General features: G+C 61.9%; 15 protein-coding genes and 1 tRNA gene. 12 read left to right on the top strand and 4 right to left on the bottom strand.

What is annotated here, in order from left to right; all coding sequences use genetic code 11:
• The first annotated feature begins 36 nt into the window (after window positions 1-36).
• The 9 genes from GSQ83_RS04630 (at window position 37) to GSQ83_RS04590 (ending at window position 10,342) form a co-directional block, all read left to right on the top strand.
• Window positions 37-112, top strand: a tRNA-Glu gene (locus tag GSQ83_RS04630).
• A gap of 555 nt (window positions 113-667) precedes the next feature.
• On the top strand, window positions 668-1,477 hold the full coding sequence (locus GSQ83_RS04625; RefSeq protein ID WP_158801709.1) for a response regulator transcription factor: 810 nt from the start codon (window positions 668-670) through the stop codon (window positions 1,475-1,477).
• A 373-nt stretch (window positions 1,478-1,850) separates the two neighbouring features.
• Window positions 1,851-2,882 (top strand): glycosyltransferase, encoded by a 1,032-nt coding sequence (locus GSQ83_RS04620; protein WP_158801708.1) that lies wholly within the window; start codon window positions 1,851-1,853, stop codon window positions 2,880-2,882.
• A 199-nt stretch (window positions 2,883-3,081) separates the two neighbouring features.
• Window positions 3,082-3,915, top strand: coding sequence for a response regulator transcription factor (locus GSQ83_RS04615; RefSeq protein ID WP_158801707.1), 834 nt, complete (start codon window positions 3,082-3,084; stop codon window positions 3,913-3,915).
• A 49-nt stretch (window positions 3,916-3,964) separates the two neighbouring features.
• Window positions 3,965-5,125, top strand: a complete 1,161-nt coding sequence (locus GSQ83_RS04610; protein ID WP_158801706.1) for a glycosyltransferase family 4 protein — start codon at window positions 3,965-3,967, stop codon at window positions 5,123-5,125.
• Window positions 5,126-5,394: 269 nt separating this feature from the next.
• Window positions 5,395-7,659 (top strand): polysaccharide biosynthesis tyrosine autokinase, encoded by a 2,265-nt coding sequence (locus GSQ83_RS04605; RefSeq protein WP_158801705.1) that lies wholly within the window; start codon window positions 5,395-5,397, stop codon window positions 7,657-7,659.
• A 122-nt stretch (window positions 7,660-7,781) separates the two neighbouring features.
• Complete coding sequence (locus GSQ83_RS04600; protein WP_158801704.1) at window positions 7,782-8,870, top strand: glycosyltransferase family 1 protein; 1,089 nt, start codon at window positions 7,782-7,784, stop codon at window positions 8,868-8,870.
• The gene (locus GSQ83_RS04595; protein WP_158801703.1) at window positions 8,870-9,661 is read left to right on the top strand and encodes a transglycosylase SLT domain-containing protein; all 792 of its coding nucleotides are present in this window, start codon (window positions 8,870-8,872) and stop codon (window positions 9,659-9,661) included. The genes GSQ83_RS04600 and GSQ83_RS04595 overlap by 1 nt, the downstream gene beginning before the upstream one ends.
• A 69-nt stretch (window positions 9,662-9,730) precedes the next feature.
• Entirely contained in the window at window positions 9,731-10,342 is a 612-nt protein-coding gene (locus tag GSQ83_RS04590; protein ID WP_158801702.1) for a polysaccharide biosynthesis/export family protein, read from the top strand.
• A 390-nt stretch (window positions 10,343-10,732) separates the two neighbouring features.
• Here GSQ83_RS04590 and GSQ83_RS04585 read toward each other — a convergent pair whose 3' ends face one another.
• Window positions 10,733-12,031 carry an outer membrane beta-barrel protein gene (locus GSQ83_RS04585; protein WP_158801701.1) on the bottom strand — a complete coding sequence of 433 codons (1,299 nt, stop codon included), beginning with the start codon at window positions 12,029-12,031 and terminating at the stop codon, window positions 10,733-10,735.
• Between the two features lie 526 nt (window positions 12,032-12,557).
• Here GSQ83_RS04585 and GSQ83_RS04580 point away from each other — a divergent pair.
• Together GSQ83_RS04580 and GSQ83_RS04575 are read left to right on the top strand one after the other, a co-directional pair.
• Complete coding sequence (locus GSQ83_RS04580) at window positions 12,558-13,994, top strand: exopolysaccharide biosynthesis polyprenyl glycosylphosphotransferase (protein WP_158801700.1); 1,437 nt, start codon at window positions 12,558-12,560, stop codon at window positions 13,992-13,994.
• Window positions 13,995-14,031: 37 nt separating this feature from the next.
• Window positions 14,032-15,501 carry a mannose-1-phosphate guanylyltransferase/mannose-6-phosphate isomerase gene (locus GSQ83_RS04575; RefSeq protein ID WP_158801699.1) on the top strand — a complete coding sequence of 490 codons (1,470 nt, stop codon included), beginning with the start codon at window positions 14,032-14,034 and terminating at the stop codon, window positions 15,499-15,501.
• Window positions 15,502-15,695: 194 nt separating this feature from the next.
• Here GSQ83_RS04575 and GSQ83_RS04570 read toward each other — a convergent pair whose 3' ends face one another.
• The 3 genes from GSQ83_RS04570 to GSQ83_RS04560 all read right to left on the bottom strand — a co-directional run bounded on the left by GSQ83_RS04570 (window position 15,696) and on the right by GSQ83_RS04560 (window position 18,758).
• Entirely contained in the window at window positions 15,696-16,328 is a 633-nt protein-coding gene (locus GSQ83_RS04570) for a phosphatase PAP2 family protein (RefSeq protein ID WP_158801698.1), read from the bottom strand.
• 196 nt (window positions 16,329-16,524) lie between these two features.
• Window positions 16,525-17,649 carry a GDP-mannose 4,6-dehydratase gene (gene gmd, locus GSQ83_RS04565; protein WP_254065501.1) on the bottom strand — a complete coding sequence of 375 codons (1,125 nt, stop codon included), beginning with the start codon at window positions 17,647-17,649 and terminating at the stop codon, window positions 16,525-16,527.
• Window positions 17,649-18,758 (bottom strand): glycosyltransferase family 4 protein, encoded by a 1,110-nt coding sequence (locus GSQ83_RS04560; RefSeq protein WP_254065500.1) that lies wholly within the window; start codon window positions 18,756-18,758, stop codon window positions 17,649-17,651. The genes gmd and GSQ83_RS04560 overlap by 1 nt, the downstream gene beginning before the upstream one ends.
• 728 nt (window positions 18,759-19,486) lie before the next feature.
• Here GSQ83_RS04560 and GSQ83_RS04555 point away from each other — a divergent pair.
• Complete coding sequence (locus GSQ83_RS04555; protein ID WP_254065499.1) at window positions 19,487-20,791, top strand: glycosyltransferase; 1,305 nt, start codon at window positions 19,487-19,489, stop codon at window positions 20,789-20,791.
• The last annotated feature ends 96 nt before the right edge of the window (window positions 20,792-20,887 follow it).

The following is a 20,887-nucleotide window of genomic DNA, read 5'->3' as shown; positions in this document are numbered from 1 at the left end:
AGGCGCCGTTCGCCCCACGGGGCGCCGGCCGCGAATGTCCCGTTCGTCTAGAGGCCTAGGACGTCGCCCTCTCACGGCGATAACACCGGTTCGAATCCGGTACGGGATACCAATTCATCTGACGTTATCGCCGCGGCCTCCTGCTCGCTTGAGAACCTTTCGCGCCCGAGCAGCACTCCGAGTACCAGCGACTGAAGTGCGATTCGAGGCCATCCTCTCGGGCAAAATCGTGCTGCGGGATCTGCTCCGTAGCGTGGCGCCGGTTTCGCGCTTTCAAGGCTAACTTCGAGTAAGAATAACGGTTTACGGAACTTGGGCTAACGAGACCGTAGCGATATCGGAACGACATTAATGCCCGGATCTCACTAAAACGTGAGAATCGAGCGGGCTGAGGTGGGAAAAGCCGAAATATGTCGCGAAAAATGTTCCAAATTTAGGATAATAGCCATAATTATGCACAATGCCGATTGCCCAAACCGACCATCCAATAAACGAAGCATTAATGCCTTTTTAAGATATACGTGAACCAAAAAGCGCGAAAAAGCGGGCACACTATCGCGGTAAACCTCAACATAAAGTTGTAGGTGTCTAAACTTTCTTTCTCGACTTCGGCATATTTGGGTTATGGTTTGGATAAGATTTGAGCAATTGATCGAAAGGACCCGATATGAGCCAGGAATTTCAACTCTCTTCCCCTCAATTTTCGCATCTGGCGTTAGCCGATGCGGCATTGGCCGATCAGGCATTGCATCTCTTTTCAGATGATGTGCCGAAATTCGAAACCATCGATCATAATTTGGACAATGATATGGCCGGGGCGCTCCGCGTAGGCTGGATCGACAGCTATTGCCTCACACGCGACTGCATGTCGAAGGCCTTCACCGAACTCTACCCGCAATTCCACATGACCTCCTTCGCCTCCGCGCAGGATTGCATCGACAACGGGAACGACGATCTCGATCTGATCATCTACTACTCTCACCGTTCGACGGAAGGTTGCCTGCAGGACACCGCGGCGATCCGTGAGGCCTTCAGCGCCGTTCGCCTGATTATCCTCTCCGACTCCGACGACACGCATCAGATCAAGGCGATCCGCAACACGCTGCAGGGCGGTGCGGACGGGTTCATCTCGACCCGCACCATGGGCCTGCCGATGGCGCTCGCGGCGATCCGCTTCGTCCAGTCGGGTGGGACTTTCGCTCCTCTCGAAGGCTTGCTGACCGATCGGCCCTCGCCCTCGATCAGTGCGCCGGAGCCTGCTTCCCCGAGCCGCCTGACGTCGCGTCAGAAGGACGTGCTCGCGCAGCTGCAGGAAGGCAAGGCGAACAAGATCATCGCCCACGAGTTGGGCATGAGCGAGAGCACCGTGAAGGTGCATGTTCGCAACATCATGCGGAAGATGGGCGCGACCAACCGTACCCAGGCGGCCTTTAAGGCGCTGAAGCTTTCCAACAGCGCGATGACGGCCCACGCCTAAGATGAGAGGGAGAGGACCTCTAGTTCACCAATCATCGGTAACTAGAGGCCTTGTCTCCGCCCCACTACAAAGTATTTTAGCTTTCTAAGTATTATTCAGTCGGGCCGTGCCAAACGGCCCGACAATGAAGACGCTGCACTATCAAAGTGATCTATCCCTCGTGCCAAATAGACTACGGCACTCCACTAGTTGCGATATTGCTCATTTCGGTTCACCGCGCGACTTTCCGGCTGTGGCGATCAGCGTGGTGGACGTCCTGTCGTTCACGCTGGAGACCGAATCAATCGAAATGAGTGTGGAATATGCCTGCAACGCTAGACTGGACCACGACCGATACAAGAAGCCGCCGGTTTGATCAGTTCGGGAACGAGTCGTGCCGCGCTGCCTCGATGCCGATGCGCGGCATCTCGCTATGAGAGTGGCTTACATCTTCGTCACTGATAAACGGGGTTACGAGTTGACACAGCATTCCGCTGTATCGCTCGCGCTTTCGCAGCCCACGCATTGCGACATCCACGTCTTTTGCTACCAGTTTCTCCCTAAATCCTCGACGCTCTTTAGCGCGGCGCTCAACAAGCTAGGGTCGAAACTGACGCTCAGCAGCATCAGCGATCCAACCGTGGAGCATCATCCCGCACGTGGTCGTGTGACGACTCCGACCCTCCTGAAACTGGCGGCCGCCAATACGCTGGTCGATCGCTATGACCGGATCGTCTATCTCGACAATGACATCCTGGTATTCGACGAGCTGAAGATCGCGAGCATAAATTTCGGGCTCGCTCCAATCGCCGCCGTCGTCGATATGGATCTGAGTGCCAACGGCTCGCTCCGCAATTCGACCTGGGCGACGGGGCGAAGCGGCGCCGACGAGATCGGGAACTACTTCAACGCCGGGATGATCGTCTTCGCGACACGAAACTGGCGCTCGTCGTATCTCGAAACCTATGCTGCGGCGCTCGAGGAGCACGCAAAGAGCTGCCGCTACAAACTCAACTGCACATCGGTCGATCAATGCGCGATCAATATGACTTTCGCGAACTTGTGGGTGAAGCTTCCGGCCAAACACAACATGCAGGCCGGAACCAAATTCACCAGATCCTGGAAGACGGCCGCGGTGAGGCACTATTGCGGTGGGCGAAAGTTCACGCCGGTATCGCCTTTCCGCAACGATAGAAGGGATGTCGTCCATCTGAACCGAATCAGGAAACTGCTCGGCCTTCGGAAAACGCGCTTTCCCATTGCTTACGAGATCATGTTTCGCTTGAACGTCGCCCGGCAATACCGGGATGCCACCGATATGCGGCGCTTCCTGGCCGCGGTCCATACCCATGACAGTGTGACGCTGCGGCGCGATGCCGTGGCCATAGCTGCGGAGAAAGCCGATGTCACCGGCATCGCCGCCTAGACATGCAATGACACTCCGTTCAAGCAAGGTGCCGCGATTGCAGTGTTCAGAAGTTTTACAACCACTACTCGCAACTTCTCCAACCGCGGTGGCAACGGTAACCACTAAGTCGTATTCGCGTTAACTTCACTTCCTGCGACGCGAACATGGGTCTAATCTGTAAATGCATTGACTTCAATGCGCCTGGGAGTGGCTACCAATGAAGCACCAGAAGGATATTGTGAGCGTGCCTACTACCCATGGCTCCATGTTCATCCAGTCCGATCGGCTTACGCATTCGGGAGCGAAGATTACGGAAACGCAAACTTCGAAATTCGACACCCCCTTCCATGTGTTGCCGACCAAGGCAGCGCCCTCGGATCCCGAGCGCCTTCGTGTCGCGTGGGTCGATATTTATCGGCTGACTCGGGAATGCATCATGAAGGCTTTCATCGAGGTTCAGCCCGCTTTGGCGATGATGCCCTACGCGACCGCGGAAGAATGTATCGCGGACGCGGCGCCCAGCCTTGACCTCATCATCTACCACTCCCATGCGCTGGATACCTCGTCGCTCCAGAGCATCGCGGCACTCCATCACGCCTTTTCGGCGGTCCCTCTGATATTCCTGTCGGATTCGGATGACGCGCACCAGATCAGAACGATCCGCGAAACCTTGAAGAGTGGCGCGCATGGCTTCATCTCGACGCGCACCACGGGCATATCGATGGCCTTCGCCGCGCTGCGCTTCGTGAAGGCCGGAGGAACGATCGCGCCGCTCGACCTGCTGCTGACGGAACGGCCGGTCCGCGTAATCGAGCCGGAGGCCGCGCCCTCCGACCGCCTGACGCTGCGCCAGATGGCAGTCCTCGCGCATCTGCAACAGGGCAAGGCGAATAAGATTATCGCGCATGAACTCGGCATGAGCGAGAGTACGGTCAAAGTCCATGTCCGGAACATCATGCGCAAGATGGGCGCGACGAACCGGACGCAGGCCGCATTCAAGGCCCGGACCAACCCCTCCGGTCGAGAGATCAGGGTGACCGCGACCGATTGAACGTGCCGCATTTTAACCGCGCCTGGAGCGTGCCAAATTGGAGGCGACGATGCTTGCCATTAGCCGTGGCCTCAAACGTTCGCTGACCGACAGCTATCTCGCCGGCAATGCCGAGCTGATCCGCCGCATGCTGCGCGGACGCTCTGGCGGTCGCGATTTCAGCCGAGTCGTGATCGTGGCGGCACTCGCGCGGCACAACGGCATCACGCGGGGTGCCTATTTGCAGTGGGAAGCGCTCCGGCAAATCGGCGTTGAGACCGAACTGGTCGATGCGACGCCGGCACTCCGCAATCCGCTTTACCGTATCCGCCATCAGCCGGGCTCGGCCTATGTGTTCCATACCGGCGGACCGCAGACCGCGAGCCTGGTCGGCAGTGTGCTGCCGCATGCAGCTTCGGCCTATCGCATTGCCTATTGGGCGTGGGAATTGCCCGATCCACCCCAGGATTGGGGCGGCTGCGACCGCAATGTCGAGGAAATCTGGACGCCCAGCGCTTTCTCCCAGGCCAGTCTTGCCAAGACCGTGCAGCGTCCGGTTCATGTCGTGCCACACTATCTGCCGCCGCACCCCGCGCGGAAGCGGGACAGCGCCGAGCCATTCACCGTCCTGACCATGGCGGATAGCCGATCGAGCTTTTCGCGCAAGAATCCTGAGGGCGCGGTGCGGGCTTTCCGACGCGCTTTCGGAACCTCACCCTCCGCCCGACTCATTCTAAAGTTGTCCGGCAGGGACGAGGAACTCAAAACCTTTGAAGGCGCGCTGGGCCACGAGCTCCGCGGTGACAATATCGAGGTCGTCCGGGATTATCTGGATGAGGCCGGTCTCGCAGCCCTCTATCGGCGCGCCGATGTGCTGCTGTCGCTGCACCGCGCGGAAGGCTTCGGGTTGCCGATGTTGGAGGCGATGGCGCATGGCATTCCGGTTGTCGCCACCGGATGGTCGGGAAACCTCGAATTCGCGGATGCCACGAATACACTACTGGTACCGTATCGGCTCGTCGCGGTGAGCGATCCTGCCGGCATTTACAGCGGAAGCACCTGGGCTGAGCCGGATCTGGAAGCCGCCGCCCAGGGCCTGCGGCGTTTGGCGGAAGCGCCGGCATTTTACGCTGCGCTCGCGTCGGCGGCGCATCGCAGTGTTGTTACCGCGGCGCCGCGCTTTCCGTTCGAGTCTCAACGCGCGGTTGCGCAATACGCTGCCGCATCCTAAAGCGTGATCCACAGCCAAAATACGGGTCAGAAAATCTGCCCCACAGCAATTCTCAGGCGCGAATTGGAGCGCCTGAGCGGCCGCAGCTCACGCCACGGGCTGAATCGTGCTCAAAATTTTATAGCTGGCCTCATTACCTCACCCAAACTCGGTAGTAGTCGTATGGCTCTTGACCACAGGAATGATCGAACGGGGCGAGCCAAGAGTGGTAGTGAGAAAGCTATCAACCGCCGGCTATCGGTCGGTCGTCGGCAAGGTATGGCAAAGTCATGAATGACAGGATGATTCAACGGCCTTTCGAATCCGCTCCGCCGGACGTCTATGCGTCGGCGATGGATGCGACGGCAAGATTAGAGCCCGCCGCGGTTCCTCTCGGGCGTGCAGGACTTATCCTGCGTCGCCATTTCTGGGTGATCCTTCTGACCTTCGCCGTCGGCGTCGGACTGACCGGAGTGGTCGTCAAGGGGATGACCAAACGCTACACGGCCGAGGCGCAGATTATCATCGAGCCCCAGCGGACTCAGGTGAGCGACCTGCAGGCCATATCCTCCGATTCGACTGACGTGAGCGGCCTGGTGAGAACGCAGATTGACATTCTCAGCTCGCCGGCCTTGGCGGTGGGCGTCGTCAAGGCGCTGAAGCTCACCAAGAATGAGGAGTTCGCGCCACATCACGTTGGTCTCATGACCCGCGCGATGGATTACCTGCAACAGATTACCGACCAGCCGCCAAGGGCCACGCCGCAGACGTCGAACGAAGACGCCATTGACATAGCGGCCGCGATCCTCGGCACCAAGATCAGCTTCGGCAACGAAGTACGGTCGAGCCTGCTGAGCGTCGCGGTAACGACCCATGATCCCAAGCTCAGCGCGATGATCGCCAATGAAATCGCGAAACAATACCTCGCGTTCAAGGTGCAGGAAAAGTTCGCGGCGATGCAGCGCGCCCATGATTGGCTTCAGGGTCAGGTCGCATCCCTTGCCGACCAGGTTCGGGCGGATGATCTTGCGGTTGAAAGCTATCGCCTGGGACATGGACTGGGCGAAGAGTCCCCGAACGACGCCGCGAGTGGCGGCGGATGGACGGCGACCGTCAATCGCCAGCAGCTCGACGAACTCAGCCATGAACTCATCCAGGTTTCACGTGACCGTGCCGAGAAGGAAGGCGAGCTCATTCAGGCGCAGCTCGCTCTGCGCGGTGGCGGCGCGTTGACCACCAGCACCCTGCCTTCCGTTCTGGTCTCTCCCGTGGTTGCGGGGCTGATCAGCGAGACGGCATCGATTGCTGGCCGCGAGTCGCAGCTCTCCGCGACGCTGGGTCCGAACAATCCTCAGCTCGTCGCGATCCGGGCACAGCTCGCCAGAATGCAGGCAAAAACCTCGCAACAGATGTCCAACGTGGCCGGCAGTCTCGCGAGCCAGGTTGACGCGGCACGCTCGCAAGAAACGTCGCTGACGAAACGGATGGAGCAGCTGCGCAGTGCGGTGAGCAAGGAAAATTCCGCCGAGCTTGGCCTCCAGACTCTTGAGACGAAGGCACGGGCGACACGGAACATCTATGAGAGCTTCCTCAGCCGCGCCGCGCAGCTTGCGAACGTCGCGGGTATTCAGGAGCCCGACGCCTCGCTGGTTTCGGCCGCCGAGCCGCCGCTCGCTCCATCGGCGCCGAAGGTTACACGCCTGCTTGCTCTTGCCTCGGCTCTCTCGCTTGCCCTCGGTGTGATCTTCGCTGTCGTGATTGAGCGGCTACGCGGAGGCTTCAGCCTGCCGGAGCAAGTCGAGGGTATCCTCGGCCTGCCGCTCCTCGCGCTGATGCCGAAGGTGCGGGTGAATACGCTGCGCCGCCGCCGCAAGGGCCGTGCTGCGGCTGCGATGGGCGCTTCGCTCGACAGGCTGCGCGGCCAGATGCGGGTGCTCGGCGAGGATCGTCCGAAACTCGTGATGGTGACTTCGGCTCTGCCGAAGGAAGGCAAGTCGGTCTTTGCGGTCGAGCTGGCGCGTAACACGGCGGCTGCCGGCTGGCGTGTGCTCCTTCTCGAATGCGATTTCGGTTGCCCGTCGCTCGGCGATTACTTCGGCATGCAGCCTGGGCCTGGGCTTAGCGAGATCCTTTCGGGTGGCAGCCTGGGACGTACGGATAGCCTCATCCGCAAGCCGGAGCGCCATCTGCACGTCATTCTCGCCGGCGGTGTAAAGGCCGATTCGCAGGAAATGCTGGCATCGAAGCGGATGAGCGCGCTGCTCGCGACCGTTCGCTCGCAATACGACCTGGTGATCCTCGACACGCCGCCAGTGTTGCCGGTTGCCGACGCGCTCGTGCTGGCACGCCAGGCCGATGCGACGCTGGCAGTCGTGCGCTGGGAAAGCACGTCGCGCAGCGCGGTGTCGGACGCGGTGCGGTTGCTGCGTGGAAGCGGCGCCCAGATCATGGGCGTGGTCATGACGCAGGTCGATCTTCGCACGGCGGCGATCTCGGGCGGCCGGATGTCCTACGCCTTCCGCCACTACGACGGCTACCACGCCATCCAAGCGTAACGGCGGATGAACTTAGCGATCCTTGGCATCGTTCTGGTGCCGCTCACGGGCTGCCACGCCTATCGGATGGTGGCGGCCCGCATGGCCCCCGACAAGGTCGGCATGCAAGGGAACTATGCCCGATGACCGCGACTGTCTTCCTCAACGGCAGGTTCCGCAGCCAGTCCGTTACCGGCGTGCAGCGTTTCTCGGCGGAAGTCGTGTCCGCGATCGATCGCCTCATGCTGCGGGGCGAGTGGCCGGAGACGACGCTGCTCACGCCACAGCTTGACGAGCCGGCAGATCGTGGTGGTGCCACTCCTTATGGGCTGTTGCAGTCACGAAAAGTCGGGCACCGGAGCGGTCACGCCTGGGAACAGATCGAGCTGCCGAAAGCTGCCCGTGGCGGTACCCTGGTCAGCCTCGGCAATACCGCACCGGTTTTGGCGGGGCATCGCCAGGTGGTCGTGATTCATGACGCCGGTATCTTCGACACACCCGAATCCTACTCGTTGCGTTTCCGGCTTTGGTACAAGACTTTGCAGCACATGCTGGTCAAGACCGGCGCCAAAGTGGTGACGGTTTCGGCCTTCTCGCGGGACCGTATCGCATCGCGGCTCGGCATCGATCCCGCCCGGATCGCGGTGATGTATGAAGGCGCAGACCACGTTCTGCGGGTTCCAGCCGATCCTGACACGCTGAATCGCCATGGGCTGCGGCCGGGAGGATACGCGCTCGTCGTCGGTAGCAGGGTCGCGCATAAGAATTTGACGGCTCTCCGCGAAGTGGCCGCTGTGCTCAAGACGCGCGGCATGGTCATCGCGGTCGCCGGCGGCTCGAACAAAGACGTTTTCCAGAATGCCGAGGCGAATGACCTCGGCGAAAAACGCCTTGGCCGAACGACGGATGGCGAATTGCGGGCCCTGTACGAGAACGCGGCCTGCCTGCTGTTCCCGTCGCGCTACGAAGGTTTTGGCCTGCCGCCGGTCGAGGCAATGGCTTGCGGCTGTCCGGTGCTTGCCTCGGGCGGCGGCGCCGTCGAGGAGATTTGCGGCGACAGCGCCCTTTACTTCACCAGTGACGGCCGGCTCTCAATCATCGCGGCGGTCGAACGGCTGCTGGACGAGGAAGGGCTCGCGGCCGAACTCCGAACGAAGGGGCTGGCGCGTGCGGCTTCCCTGAGCTGGGACGCATCGGCGCGGATCCTGGGTGATGTTGTGCGGAGCGCGTGATGAGGGCCGCCCTCAAAGCGATCCGTGGCAATTGGCGGGACCTCGCCTTCTGCGCCGTCCTCGCAACCGCCGTTCCTTTGGCAGCAGCGCGTGCTGATGGGCTTGAGCCGGCGGTCGATTCGGCCGGTGCTTGCGCCAGCGCGATAAGTGCCGCCGAATTGCGCTATCACCTGCCGCATGGCCTGCTGTTTGCCATCGGTGAGGTGGAGTCTGGACGCCCGGACCCCGCGACCCATCGGCTGGAGCCGTGGCCCTGGACGGTACAGTCGCAGGGCCAGAGCTTCTATTTCGACACCAAGCCGCAAGCCGTTAAGTGGGTGGAGCAGGCTCAGGCCAAAGGCATCGCCTCGATCGATACCGGCTGCATGCAGGTCAATCTGTTCTATCACCCGCACGCCTTCCAGACCGTCGATGACGCTTTCGACCCCGCGCAGAATGCTGACTACGCCGCCCGGTTCCTCATCTCGCTTCATGCGTCGGTGGGGGACTGGAAGCAGGCCGCGGGCTTCTATCACTCGCAGACTCTCGCTTTGGCGAACCCCTATAGCGACCGGGTCGAGCGCGCTTTGACCGGCAAAGGATGGGTCGGCTTGCCGCTTGGTCCGCCGCCTCCCACGGTCCTCGCCTTGTTGCATGATGCCTGGGGCGCGACGCTCGATACGAGCGAAACCGCCTCCGCGGCAGGAGTGTCAGCGAGCGCCTGGACAATCCTGCAGCAACCCAAACCCCAGCCCGTGGCCCGGCCATGGCGGCGCCACCGGAGGGCTATTATGCTTACCGAAGCTCGCTAACAGCAAAATTCGTCTAGCACGCTGTCATTCCTGTAGTTATGCTCTCGCAACCCTCTCCAGGTGTTGGTGATGAAATTGTTTTACGCCCTTCAGAGGCACCGTATTACCTCTGTCTTCCTAGCCTTCCGCAAAGCGGCCGCAACCACGGCGGCGGCCTGTCTATTGTTAGCCGCCTGCGCTCCCGGCTCCGATTTGCCACCGTTGCCCGCCACGCAAGCTGGTCCTTACCGGCTCGGCACCGGCGAGCAGGTGCGAATCGTGATCTTTGGCCAGGAGCAGCTGACCGGGCGGTTCACCGTCAATGATCGCGGCAATATCTCGGTGCCACTGCTGGGGCCGATACCGGCCAGCGGGCTGACCACCTCACAGCTTGAGGCAAACATCGCGGAAGAGCTGAGAGACAAGAAGATCCTTGTCAGTCCCAGCGTCTCGGTGGAGGTCGTGACCTTCCGGCCGGTGTTCATCTTGGGCGAAGTGGTCAAGCCAGGCCAGTATCCCTACGAGCCGGGCATGACGGCCCTGACCACGGTCGCGATCGCGGGTGGCTTCACCTATCGGGCGCAGACGGGATACGTCTCGATCCTCCGGACGATCAACGGTCATTCCTTCGAGGGACGCGCCATGCGCGGGACGCCGCTTGAGCCGGGCGACGTCGTAACGGTCTTCGAGCGCTATTTCTGATCGAAGGCTATGCCATCCCTCGGCAATGCGCCGAGGGATGGCGGCTCTCACCTAGGCGGAACTGAGGGCCGGAAAGCTTCCGGCCCTTAGCGCGTGGTGAGGGCTTTGAGACGGGGGCGAGCGAAATCCGCCTGCACCTCTAACGTCATCATCGGCGAAGGCCGATCCAAAGACCCATCATGGCACGCGAAGGCGTGCCATCCACGCCTTGCCTTCGTCGGGAAGGAAGGCGTGGATGCTCGGCCTTCGCCGAGCATGACGTAGCGGAATCTACGCGGTTCAGACCAAAGTCATCTTCGCCGTAGTGTCGGGCGAATATCCCAGGATTGTTCGGTTGTCCCTGGGCCTAGTCGGGCGCCGATCTTCGGGAGAAAACCCTAAGCCGCCGCCTCAGAGTCCCACGTGCAGGGTGAGGGCCAGGAGATTCTGGTCGAAGGCGCCGGTCTGCTGCGCATTGGGGGCGGATGATTGCGCGATATTTCCCGCCGAGGTCTGGTGGGTATAATCGTCGCTGAGCGATAGCTGCAGATTCCGGTTCAGCAACCAGGTGACTCCGCCGCCGACCGTTATCGCATTTTGGCTGCCGCCGAGGAGATAATTCGCGTTTTCGAAAGCACCGCGGCCTTGCAGCAAGACGTAGCGCAGCAATTCGTAATCGACGATCAGCCGGGCCTGGCTAAGCACGTAGCCATTCGTGTCCGCCGATTGGGGGTCCTCGATCTCGCGGGAGAGCACACCCGTAAGGGTTAAAACCCCCGTCGGCGTCCAGATCGCGGTCGCGGCGACGATCGGCGCCGTGTGGCTTGCGTATTGCGACGCCTGGAACACCCGCGTTTCGACACCGGCCAGAAGACTGTACCGCCAGACGCTCGCCGCCTGATAGTCGAGGCCGCCGAGAGCGAGGAAGCTGTTCGAGTTGTTGCTGGGCTGTCCTGCGGCCGGGCTGATGTAGTGCGAATCGACCGCACGCGCGACGAAGATGATGCCGCTTTTATCCGTCAGAGCGTAGCGGCCGTTGAATCCGCCAGCCACCACGTCCCGGTTTAGATAATCCTGGTTCTGCTCAATCCCATTCAAGGTCACGTCGCCATAGCGATAGGCGCTGACATCGAGGGTGGGCGATAACGAGAAGCGGCCGAAATTGAAGGTGTAGGAGAGCTCAGCCGAATCGGTTTGATTGAGCGAAGGCGTCTCGGTCTGCACCGCGCCGAGCGCCGTGCCGAGCAGATGATAGGATTGATGCGAATAGGCCGCCGTGAGCTGGCTATCGCCAATCGTATAGCCGCCCGCGAGCCCGACGTTCCAATCGGTATAGTTCTCGCTCGGAAGGTCGAAGAACTGGAAGTGGTCCATCCCGATCGTCGCCGCGAGGCTATCGCGACTCCAATCCGACTGGGCGGAAATGTTGGCCGAGGTCCGCGAGCCCCAGCTCCCGGTGTTATTGCCCGAGCTGGTGCCGCCGTTGACGTTCGTATTGTCGAAGATCGACTCATCCAAATTGGGGCGAACGGTGAAGCTGCCGAGCTGGATGCCTGGGGCCTCATATTCCGGGCGCAAGCGGGAAAGCACCGTCACCCCGAGTTCCTGGTCGTAGCCCGAGGTGGCAGAGGGAAAAAACGCCTCCGCCGTCTGCGCCCATAGCGGATGGGACCACGTCAGCAGAGTGGTGGTGAGCAGGCCAAGCAGCACCCTATTCCGCGGGGATGACCCGGCTGAAGGGCTGCTGGTTCGAAACGGCACTAGCTGCATCACGCGAGAATCCGTCCGAGCCCTTTGTCCAAACACGATCCGACCGACGCGGCGCGTCGCTGTGGGGACGCCGGACCGTCCAAGGCTGAAGGCGGAACCCCCAGCTTCACGAAGCTAACGGTGAATGTTGTCGGATGGCAAGAACACTCGGAGCTAATTGAAAAATTTACTCCGACCGTGTCACCGGCCGGCCCTGGCCGGAGAGGGGGCCGGGCTCCACCTCGGCAATTGCCGATTCCGCAGCCTCGGTTCGTCCTTGTCGACCTGTCCTTGCGGCTATCCCGCCTATCATCCGGGTACCTCCCTTCGGATGATTGGCCGGTTTCGTCTAAGCAAATTGCACCAATCCCTCATGCGGGTGCACCTGAAGTACCGGCAAGGCAGCGACAGGCGGGCGTCATAGATTGCACTCCGCCGCAAATGTGGTCTTGAGGAGAGGTCGTTGACAGTATTGAAGAGTCAACAAGTGCTTGAAGAATTGGCGTTGACGCAAAGCGGTGTTCTTGCTTCGGACCGGCCGCGCTCCTCGCCCATCTCCTGCACCGTTTCGCTGTTCGCAGCGGATAGTATCGCGATCATCCTCTCGGTCATCGTGGTGGCCTGCTGCGGCGCTTTTCTGTCCAGCGCGCTGGCCATGCAGGCGCAGCCGAATGGGGTTTGGGCGCTACGCGACGTCCTGATCCTCTACGTCGTAACGACCGGCTACCTTGCTTTCAAGGGCCGCTACAGCGAGCGGATCCCGTTCTGGACCGAGATGAAGCTGATCCTCTCGACGACCTTTTGGGCCATTTCGGCCGAAGTGGTCCTGGGCGCGCTCGACCGGGATATCATCAGCCGGGCGCCCACCATCGTGATCTTCGGGCTTTTCCCGGTCTTCGCGATCGTTGCCAATTCGCTCGCCAAGAGCGCTTTGACGCAGACCGGCGCCTGGACCTTGTCGATCGTTCTGATCGGCGACGGAGCAAGCGCGCTGGCCGCCGAGGCGGCTTTGGCCTCTGACCCAGGACTCGGCTACGAGGTTGTCGGCCGGGTCGACCCCGCCTCCGTCATGGCGGTCACGAACGGCCCCAAGCTCTGGCCGCTGGTCGAGCGGTATCGCGCCGATCGCCTCCTTCTGGCGCTCGACGGCGACAAGGAACTGCAACGCCAGGTCATCGGCTGCGCGCTTCGCGAGCGGGTGCCTTTCGCGATTGCGCCGGAGCCCCATGCTTTTCCGGCCTTCGCCTGGGAGGCGACGCGCTTCTTCAGCCACGACGCCGTCATGCTTTCGGTTCGCCACGGGCTATCCCGGCGCCTATCCCAAGCGGTCAAGGCCACGATCGACGTATCGGCTGCCGCCGTCATGCTGCTTCTCGCGAGCCCGGTCTTCCTCGTGGTCATCTTGCTGAACAAGCTGGATGGCGGGCCGGTCTTCTTCGCTCATCGTCGACTTGGGGCGGGTGGCAGGTCTTTTCCCTGCCTGAAATTCCGCACGATGGTGGTGGATGGCGAGCGGGTGCTTGCCGAAGCCGTTGCCGCCGACCCCGCCTTGGCGGCCGAGTGGGAAGCCACGCGCAAGCTGCGGAACGATCCGCGCGTTACGCGCATCGGCAAGTTCCTGCGCAAGACCAGCCTGGATGAGCTGCCCCAGCTCATCAACGTTCTTCTGCGCCAGATGAGCCTCGTGGGGCCGCGCCCCATCGTGGAGAGCGAGGCGCGGTTCTATGGCGACGACATCGCCCATTATTACGGCACTCGCCCTGGCCTCACCGGCCTTTGGCAGGTGAGCGGCCGCAGCAACACTTCCTATGCCCGGCGCGTGCAGCTCGACGTCTGGTACGTGAATAACTGGACCGTTTGGCTCGATATCGCGGTGCTGCTGAAGACTCTTCCAGCCGTTCTTGGGCGCAGCGGCGCTCACTAACTTTCCTAATTTTCAACGCATTTCGCGTGGAGCATTCATGACATCTCTTTCCCCCATCGTGCGGTCGACTGAACGCCTCGAAAGCGGCGCCGCGCTGATCGTCCCCGTCATCCTTTCAGGCGGTTCGGGCACCCGGCTTTGGCCGGTCTCGCGTGAGAGTTTTCCGAAGCAGTTCTGGCCGCTCGTTTCCGATCGGACCCTGCTGCAGTCGAGCGCTTTGCGCGCCACGGATGTCCGCTTCGCGCCGCCGATCGTCATCTGCAATCACGAGCATCGCTTCGTGGTCGCCGAGCAGCTGCGTGCCGCTGGGATCGAGGATGCACGTATCGTTCTGGAGCCGACCGGCCGTAACACGGCGCCCGCTATCGCGACCGCGGCACTGTTGGTCGCCAAGGATGATCCTTCGGCCGTGCTGTGGGTGATGTCCGCCGATTCCGCCATGCAGCGCACCGAGACCCTGGCCGCGGCGATCGATGTCGCGGAAGCGGCCGCTCGCGCCGGGCGCATCGTGTTGTTCGGCATGCAGCCCTCCGCGCCCGAGACGGGCTACGGCTATATCGAGCGCGGCGAGGAGATCGAAGAGGCGCCGGGCGCTTATGGCGTGAGCGCGTTCCTCGAGAAGCCGGATGCGGCGGTCGCCGCGAAGCTCATCGCTTCGGGCAAGCACCTGTGGAACGCCGGCATGTTCGTCTTCATGGCGAAGACGATGCTGGCCGAAATGACGGAGCATGCGCCGGGCGTGCTGGAGACGGTTCGCCGCGCGATGGACGCCGGCAGCGAGGATCTCAACTTCACGCGGCTCGATCCCGCGACTTTCGCGGAATGCCCGAATATCAGCGTCGATCATGCGGTGGCCGAGCACACCAGCGTCGCGGCGGTGGTGCCGGCGGATTTCGGCTGGTCCGATGTCGGCGGCTGGCGCGCGCTTTGGGAGCTGGGCGAGAAGGATGAGCGCGGCAACGTCACGGTCGGTGATGTCATGCTCGAAACCGCGGATAACTGCTACGTGCGGAGTGACGGTATCGTGACGGCGGTTGTCGGTCTTGAAGACGCCGTCGTGGTCGTCACGAAGGACGCGGTGCTCGCGATGCACAAGAACCGCGCCCAGGACGTGAAGAAGATCGTCGACCGACTGAAGAAGGCGGGCCGTCCGGAGGCGGTGTCGCATAACCGCTGCTACCGCCCCTGGGGATTCTACGAGAGCCTGATCCAGGGCGACCGCTTCCAGGTCAAGCGGATCGTGGTGGAGCCCGGCCACAAGCTATCCCTGCAGAAGCACTTTCATCGTGCCGAGCACTGGGTGGTGGTGAATGGCACCGCCGTGGTGACGCGGGACCACGAGGAGGTCCTGATCCGCGAAAACGAGAGCATCTACCTGCCGCTCGGCTGCGTGCATCGGTTGGAAAATCGCGGCCGCATCCCCCTGGCGCTGATCGAGGTGCAGTCGGGGGCGTATCTTGGCGAGGATGATATCATCCGCATCGAGGATACCTACGGGCGTAATTGAGGGCGGTGGCGACTTCCCTAAAGCTTGTCTGAACCACTGACGTTAACGATCGTCATCCTCGCCGAAGGCCGAGGATCCACGCTTTGCTAGCGATACGAAGAAGGCGGGGATGTTCGGCCGCGGGCGGCCCGCCTTCGCCGAGCATGACGAGGGAGACTAGCTACCGGCCGACTGGGCCGCGGTGCGACCCGGGATCAACTCCCCGAGGCCGCCGCGCCCACCGGGCCTGGCCGAGCGTAAGGCTCGTCATGGCGCGACAGATGCAGCGCCATCTGGACGATCAGATGTTCCGAGGGCGCGCGCACCCCGGCTAGCGCCGCGATCAGCACAGTCGCTCCAGCGCCAATGATCGGCCACCAGTTGAAGGCCGCACGGAGCGGTAGCCACGCGAAGCGCAAATAAACCAGCGCCACAAGGCCGCCTAGAGCGCAGCCGGCGACGATCTCCGACCATGAATGCGCCGAGAGCGCGACCCGCGAAATACCGATCGCCACACCGACCGCGAAGCCCAGCAGCGCGGCGGCGATCCGCGTGCGGACACCAGCACGCCGGCTGATGAAATAGGCGGCAATCGGCATGATGGAGCAGGCGAGCATCGCGTGGCCGCTGATGCCGGCGAACCGCAAGGCGGGGATGCCGAGGCCCCAGCCCAGGAAGGCAAGCTTGGTCGCCAGGACCACGGCGGCGCCAGCGCCCAGCACGGCAAACAGTAAGACCGCGTCGCGTCTCATGCCGTTGATCACGAGCCACAGCATCAAGCCAGCCCCGGCCGGCAGCATCGCGGCGGAATCCCCGACACCGGTGATCACGGTCAAAAGCTCATACATCTGGGTGGCGGTCGCCGCTCAATTCCTGGCGGGCTGATGCCATGGGCGAAGGCCTGACCGCAACCGGCGGTGGCTGAAGCCGCCCCCGCGCCCGTCAGGCAAAAGAAAACCGGCTCAGATGCGATGATCTGAGCCGGTCCGGGCCGCGCCGAGGGCAGGGGCGGAGGACCGCCGCTGCCCCCTTTGGCCAGGCCGCCTACGCGAGCGTCAGCGCCTCGGATAAAGCGCGGGCGGTGGCGTGCTTCCGGCGATGCCGCAGGAGATCGGCGTCCACCATCTTCTGGCACAGCTCCCGCACGGGCATGACCGGCGCCCAGCCGATCTTGGCAAGGGCTTTGGACGGATCGCCGATGAGGAACTCGACTTCGGCCGGGCGATAGAACTCCGGCGTGATCTCGACCAGCAGGCGGTTGGTGCGGCGGCAGGTGCCACGCTCATTGACACCGCTGCCCTGCCAAACGACCTCGATATCGGCCGCCTGGAACGCCCATGTAGCGAAGTCACGCACAGTGTTCGTCTTGTTGGTGGCGAAGACGAAGGTGTCGGCTTCCTCGGCTTGCAGCATCCGCCACATCCCTTCGACATATTCCTCCGCATAGCCCCAATCGCGTTCGGCATTGATGTTGCCGAGTCGGATCGGTGTTTCGCCGCCAACCGCCAGTGCCGCCACGCCATCGGTGATCTTGCGGGTCACGAATTCGAGGCCACGCAGCGGCGACTCGTGATTGAAGAGGATGCCGCAGCTACCGAAGATATTATAGGATTCGCGATAGTTCACCGTGATCCAATGGGCATAGAGCTTGGCGACCGCATAGGGGCTGCGCGGATAGAAGGGCGTCGCCTCCGACTGCGGAATAGACTGCACCAGGCCGAACATCTCGGCGGTCGACGCCTGGTAGTAGCGGATGGTCGGATCAACGGTGCGGATCGCTTCGAGAAGGTGGAGCGCGCCGAGGCCGGTGATCTGCGCCGTGGTCTCCGGCTGGTCGAAGGACGCGCCGACGAAGCTCTGCGCGGCGAGGTTATAGACCTCGCTGGGGCGGGCGGCTTCCAGCATGCGGATGCAGGACACCGGATCGGTCACATCGTTGACCGACAGGATGAGCCTGGGGTGGTTGAGGATCCCGAGCTCTTCCAGGCGCCAGAAATTCACCGAGCTCGTCCGCCGATAGGTGCCGTGAACGGTATAGCCCTTGCCCAGCAGGAACTTCGCCAGGTAGGCGCCATCCTGGCCGGAAATTCCGGTGATCAGGGCGGATTTCGTTCGCTGCGACGCGATCTGGGTTTCCGAGGTCAGTTCGGCCATCGTGTCAGGGGGCATCAGGCTGCATCCTCATTTACCATGTGGGGTCTCACACCACCGCGGTGGAGCTTGCTCGCGTGGGTCTCCCAGCGGGAGCGCACGAAGCGGGTGAATTCCGAACGGAAGCGTTCGGTGGAGAAGCGCAGGGCATGCGCGCGGACCCGCTCGGGATCGAACTGGCCTTCGGCCTTCTCGAACTGAACAACCGCCGCCGCGATGGCTTCGGCGCTCTGCTCGTGGAACAGCAGGCCGCTGACGCCGTTCGCCACTGTCTCGACGGCACCGCCACGGCCGTAGGCGATGACGGGCGTGCCGCAGGCCTGGGCCTCGATCGGCGTGATGCCGAAATCCTCCTCGGCCGCGAAGATAAAGGCCCGTGCCCGCTGCATATGGTCGAGCAGGACGGAGAAGGGCTGGTAGCCCATGATGGTCACGTTCGGACCGGCCAGCGCCTTGATCCGCTTGAACTGCGGCCCGGTGCCGATCACCACCAGCTTGCGGTCCGGCATCTTCGAGAAGGCTTCCACGATCAGGTGGATCTTTTTGTAGGGGACCATGCGCGAGGAGGTTAGGTAGAAATCTTCCTTCGCCTGGCCGGGAACGAATTTCTCGGTGTCGACGTTCGGATAGATCGTGACGGAATCGCGATTATACGCCTTCTTGATGCGCCGCCCGATATAGTTGGAGCAGGCGATGAAGTGGTCGACGCTCTGCGCCGAGCGATAATCCCACATCCGGATCTTGTGCAGGAGATATCGCGACAGGATGCTGCGTACGCCGCGCTCCATGTTCGATTCTTTGAGGTACTGCGCCTGAAGGTCCCAGGCATAGCGCATCGGCGTGTAGCAATAGCAGATATGCAGCTGGTCCGGGCCCGTGATGATGCCTTTGGCAACCGCATGGCTGTTGCTGATCACGACGTCATAACCGGACATATCGAGCTGCTCGATGGCCATCGGCATGAACGGCAGGAGCCACCGGTAGAAGTGCTGAACGAAGGGCACCTTCTGCAGGAAGGTCGTGTTGATCTTCCTGCCGCTGAAGCCAGCGCGATGCTGCTCCGGCAGGCGGTCGATCAGCGTATAGAGGTCGGCGTTCGGAAACTCCGACAGCATGACCTCGAGCACTTTCTCGGAGCCAGCATAGGTCGTGAGCCACTCGTGTACGAGTGCGACTCTCATGGTGTTCAGCCCTTTGTTCGAGGCGCTCAGAGGGCGGGCGCTATTTGCGAGTGCCTCCACTACTGACCCCATGACGTTCTCCTGTCGTTACTGTGTCGATTTGCCGAAGTCACACGAAGATGTGTACGCGGCAAGCTAGCCATGAGGCGTAGATGCGCGGGCTGTTCCAATGACGTAGAGCCAGAAGCGGCAAATAGCTTGCAGATCTGTATAGACGTGTGGGCGCGTTCGACTTGCCGGAAAGCGGCGGTCTCGATGATCAACTGCATCACGCTTGCGTCCAGGCGGTCATTGGCGGTCCCATCACGTTATTGAAAGCTCGTCCGGCGGCGGATGTAGAAGACACACCAGTGTCAAAACCGAAGCTGCCGCTGTTCGATCAACACTTTGCATGCCTCAGGCCCCAAAAGGAAAGTTCGCCCAAAGGAGGACATTGCTATCCCTTGGACCGACAAGCCCAGTGAAGGCGCCTGATGGAGGCCGATCCCCGGGGTTACCTGCCCTGCAACCGTGGGTCCGTGACCTTGAAGACGGGGAAAATCTGCCCATTAGCCAAATCGAAGCGTGGCGCTGGGGTCACATACCTCGAAAAGGCGGCGTCACAGCGCAACTAACAGGAACTAAATCTAACATCCGGCGCCGCGAGATCATCGCGACTGCCGCGGGGAATATGAATGTCGTACGTCGGAGAGCAGGCGCCTGCCGGCTTCACTAACGCTCCCAAATGCCGCACAGTCGAGGGCCATCACGCCCCTGAGGACTGGGAGCTCGACGCTGGCCTTGATCTGGATTTCGGTGATTTCGGCCCGGCCTGGTCGCCGGTGATGACACCGCGCGCGACGTCCCAAGCGACCATCGGGATGCGCGTGGCAATCGTCCATGAGTGGCTGGAAACCTTTGCGGGCTCCGAGAGCGTGTTGGAGCAGCTCCTGCTCTGTTTCCCCACCGCCGAGGTGTTCGCGGTTGTCGACTTCATGAAGACGGAAGACCGCGCCTTTCTACAGGGCCGCAAGGTCCATACGACCTTCATCCAGCGCCTTCCGCAGGCGCGGAAGCAGTTCCGCAAATATCTCGGGCTGATGCCGCTTGCGATCGAGCAGTTCGATCTCACGGGCTTTGATCTCATCATCTCCAGCAGCCATGCCGTCGCTAAAGGCGTGATCACTGGGCCGGATCAGATCCATATCAGCTATGTCCATTCCCCGATGCGCTATATCTGGGATTTGCAGCACCAGTATCTGAGGCAAGCGCGGCTGCGCTGGGGGCTCAAGGCGCTCTACGCGCGCTGGCTTTTCGCGCGGCTGCGGCAGTGGGATATGGCGAGCGCCCAGCACGTCGATCATTTCATCGCCAATTCTGCTTATATTTCTCGCCGCATCGAGAAGAACTACCGGCGCGAGGCCACCGTGATTTTTCCGCCAGTCAATGTTGACGGTTTCAGGCCGGGTGCCGGTAAGGAGGATTTCTATCTCCTCGCCTGCCGCTTCGTGCCTTACAAGCGTGCGGAAGTGGTGGTGGAAAGCTTCAGGCAGCAGCCTGGTCGTCGCCTGATCGTCGTTGGTGACGGACCAGAGGCGGCGAGCGTGCGCGCGGCGGCGCGCGGGGCGAAAAATATCGAGTTCCGGGGGGCGATCCCCAAGAAGGATCTTGTCGCTCTGATGCAGGCCGCGAAAGCCGCGGTTTTCGCGGCCGAGGAGGATTTCGGCATCACGATGGTCGAGGCGCAGGCCTGTGGCACGCCGGTAATTGCTTTCCGGCGCGGCGGTGTGACCGACATCGTCGTGAGTGAAGGAGAGGGACCGCCCACGGGTGTTTTGTTCGACCGTCAGGATGCGGCGTCTGTTACGGCGGCGATTGAGGAGTTCGAGGCGATCGGTTCGGCGATCACAAGTGACGCTTGCCGCGCCAATTCTCTGCGTTTCTCGCGGTCTCGGTTCAGGCGGGAAGTCTGCGCGCTAGTGGACCGGATTGTCGCTTAGCTCGATCTAACCCGCCGCACTTCGTAACAATTCCCCGACGTCATCCTCGGCGAAGCCCGGGGATTCACGCCTTGCTTCTGGCGGTGACGGCAGGCG

The organism is Acidisoma sp. L85 (assembly GCF_009765865.1).
In the GTDB taxonomy this organism is placed as follows: Bacteria; Pseudomonadota; Alphaproteobacteria; order Acetobacterales; family Acetobacteraceae; genus Acidisoma.
Note: the sequence above shows the minus strand (reverse complement) of the source record. Positions and strands in the feature narration are given on the sequence as shown.